The sequence below is a fragment of the Polaromonas sp. P1_E1_2 genome (assembly GCF_056406035.1).
Genome location: NZ_JBFUAZ010000528.1, coordinates 1 through 3,011 on the forward strand (window position 1 = coordinate 1; position 3,011 = coordinate 3,011).

3 protein-coding genes are annotated in these 3,011 nt (G+C 59.4%); all 3 read left to right on the forward strand.

Going from position 1 to position 3,011, the window contains the following annotated elements:
* Nucleotides 1-320: 320 nt before the first annotated feature.
* Nucleotides 321-1,346 carry a D-erythronate dehydrogenase gene (gene denD / locus AC1D1P_RS19310; protein WP_477667876.1) on the forward strand — a complete coding sequence of 342 codons (1,026 nt, stop codon included), beginning with the start codon at nt 321-323 and terminating at the stop codon, nt 1,344-1,346.
* 92 nt (nt 1,347-1,438) lie between these two features.
* The gene (locus AC1D1P_RS19315) at nt 1,439-2,410 is read left to right on the forward strand and encodes a TRAP transporter substrate-binding protein (RefSeq protein ID WP_477667877.1); all 972 of its coding nucleotides are present in this window, start codon (nt 1,439-1,441) and stop codon (nt 2,408-2,410) included.
* Between the two features lie 111 nt (nt 2,411-2,521).
* Nucleotides 2,522-3,011: TRAP transporter small permease (locus tag AC1D1P_RS19320; RefSeq protein ID WP_477674089.1), on the forward strand; the 490-nt coding region annotated here is incomplete at its 3' end.

The following is a 3,011-nucleotide window of genomic DNA, read 5'->3' on the forward strand; positions in this document are numbered from 1 at the left end:
GTAGCAGCCTGAAGGATCGGGGCTCGAGCCAGCGGCCCATTTCATTCGGGCGCCAAGCCGCTCATCACTGGCGGCGTCCTGGCGYCCCAATCAGTGACTCTGCCGCCGCGGCGAATCCTGAACGGCTCGAACGTCGGAGCAGAAACCGTGCCGCCGGAGTTGCACGATACTTTTCTCCGAGCCTCTTCCAAATCAGCACCATCTGGCGGCTGCATGGAACGACTCCTCTTTCGAACTAAACTGCCTCACGTACCGCAGGCAATCGGACCGGCGCGGGCATGCCGGCGAGTAACCAACAAAAAGATAGAGACAACATACCCATGAATATCGTCATCACCGGCGGCGCCGGATTTCTCGGGGCCAGGCTGGCMCGGCAACTTCTGGACGCGGGGCAATTGGCTCTTGCGGGCAGCGCACCGCAAACCATCCGGACGGTGACACTGGTTGACAGGGTGGCGCCGCCGGCCGCGCTGGCCGCGGACAACCGCATTCGAACCATCACCGGCGATCTGAGCCGGCTGCTGGAAGACGGTCATCCGCAAGCACTCGTGGTGACAGAAAAAGACACGCTGATATTCCATCTGGCGGCGGCAGTCAGCGGTGAATGCGAAGCGGATTTCGACCTTGGCATGCGCAGCAATGTCGATGCTACGCGTGCGCTGCTGCAGGCGTGCCGTGCCCTGAATACATCGCCCACCGTCGTATTCGCCAGTTCGCTTGCAGTGTTTGGCAATTCACCCGAGCAACCACTCCCGGCGGTCATCGATGACAGAACGCTGCCCACACCGCAGAACAGCTACGGCATCCAGAAATTTATCGGTGAACAACTGGTGGCTGATTACGCGCGCAAGGGCTTCATACGCGGGCGCAATGTGCGTCTGATGACGGTGAGCGTGCGGCCCGGAAAACCCAACGGTGCGGCATCGAGCTTTCTCAGCGGCATTATTCGGGAACCCCTTGCGGGAACGAGGGCACAGTGCCCTGTTCCTCCCGAAACGGCCGTGGCTCTTGCGTCGCCCGGACGTACGGTGGAGGGATTGATTCGTGCTTCAGAGGCTACCGACACCGAATGGGGCGCCCGCACAGCCGTCAACCTGCCGGCCCTCAAGACAACGGTCGGCGAAATGGCGCAGGCGTTGGCCCGGGTGGCCGGCAAAGATGCGGCGGGACTGATCGACTGGGTGTACGACCCTGTCATCGCAAGAATCGTGGGCAACTGGCCCGCCGATATCGACGCAGCACGCGCGCGGTCGCTGGGCCTGCTGCCTGACAGTGATTTTGAAAGCATCATCGCGGCGTACTTAAGCGAAAACCCGCGCACGACCGCAGATGCATCGCGGCAATAATGMGTGTGCTTATGGTCGGAAAATCCTGATGCAGAACCGGCCCCAGTCGTCCACAAAATTCCCGGCCCGATCACTCAACGGAGACAAACAACATGAAGCTTTCAAAACTGATTATCGGTATGACGCTCGCAGCGGGATTCATGGCGTCTGCAAATGCACAGACCACCATGAAAATCAGCATTTCCACGGCCCAGAATTCGCATCAGGGCATTGCCATCGACACTTTTGCCAAAGAAGTCGAGAAACGCACAGCAGGCCGCTACAAAGTCCAGACCTTCTACAACGGGGCCCTGGGCGGCGAACGCGAATCCATCGAGGCCGTGCAGCTGGGCACCCAGGAGCTGGCCTTCTCCTCCACCGGCCCCGTACCCAATTTTGTCCCCGAGACCAAGATCCTCGACGTTCCCTTCCTGTTCCGGGACAAGGCGCACGCGCGCGCCGTGCTGGACGGCCCCATCGGCCAGAATCTCCTGACCAAATTCGATGCCAAGGGCTTCAAGGCGCTGGCCTGGGCCGAAAACGGTTTTCGGCACATGACCAACAGCAAGCGGGACGTGAAAGTTCCGGAGGACCTGAAGGGACTGAAGATGCGCACCATGGAAAATCCGGTGCATATCGCTGCGTACAAAGGCCTGGGCATCATCACCACGCCCATGGCTTTTCCCGAAGTATTCACGGCGCTGCAGCAAGGCACGGTCGACGGCCAGGAAAATCCCCTGTCTGTGATCATGTCCGCCAAGTTCGACCAGGTGCAAAAGCACCTTTCACTGACCGGCCACGTTTACTCACCTTGCATTTTCTTGATGAACAAAGCGGCCTTCGACAAGCTCAGCGCTGCCGACAAGACAGCCTTCGTTGATGCCGCCAAGGAAGCGACCAAGGCGAACCGGGCCCGCGTGGACCAGGACGATGCCAACGGTGTAGCCGAGCTGCGCAGCAAAGGCATGACCGTGATCGAAAACGTCGACAAGGCGAAGTTCGTGGCAACGCTGGCGCCGGTCAACGCTGAATTTGAAAAGCAGTTCGGCAAAGCCAACATCGACGCGATCAGGAACTACAAGTAAACCGTACCGCAACTATTTTGCTACTTTTTTTGTAGCCGCTTACGCCCGCCACCATTGGTCTGCGGGCGTTTTCATTGCAATTCTCAATTCTCCTCATGTATCGGCGCATCCATGAAACAAGCTTTTCTCCAACTTGAACGGTGGACCACCGGCTTCTCCATGCTGGTGGCCTGCGTGATGCTGGTCATCGCATCGGGGCTCGGTGTGTTCCAGATCCTGACGCGTTTTGTCTTCGAGCAGCCTGCAGAGTGGAGTGAAATTCTGATCCGCCTCAGCCTGATCTGGATGGTCTTTATGGGAATTCCCATGGCTTTCCGCCAGGGCGCCATGGTCAGCGTGGATGTGCTCTACCGCTGGAGCCCACCCCGCATCCGGCGGGTGCTGGACTGGCTGGTCTGCATCGCCGCTCTGGCCCTCGTCGCAGTCATCGTCTGGTGGGGCTGGGACTATTCCCTTCGCGGGCGTGTGCAGTCCATGGCCGGCCTTGAATCCATTTCCATGTTCTGGGGTTATGTGGCCATGCCGATCGGCGGCATGTTCTGCGTGATCGGCATCATCGGCAACCTGGTTGACCCACAGCGCAATGAACTGGAGACAGCGC

What these genes read in the sequence shown, in the direction of transcription:
- AC1D1P_RS19315 (WP_477667877.1), top strand. Translation starts at nt 1,439, where the DNA reads ATGAAGCTTTCAAAACTGATTATCGGTATGACGCTCGCAGCGGGATTC.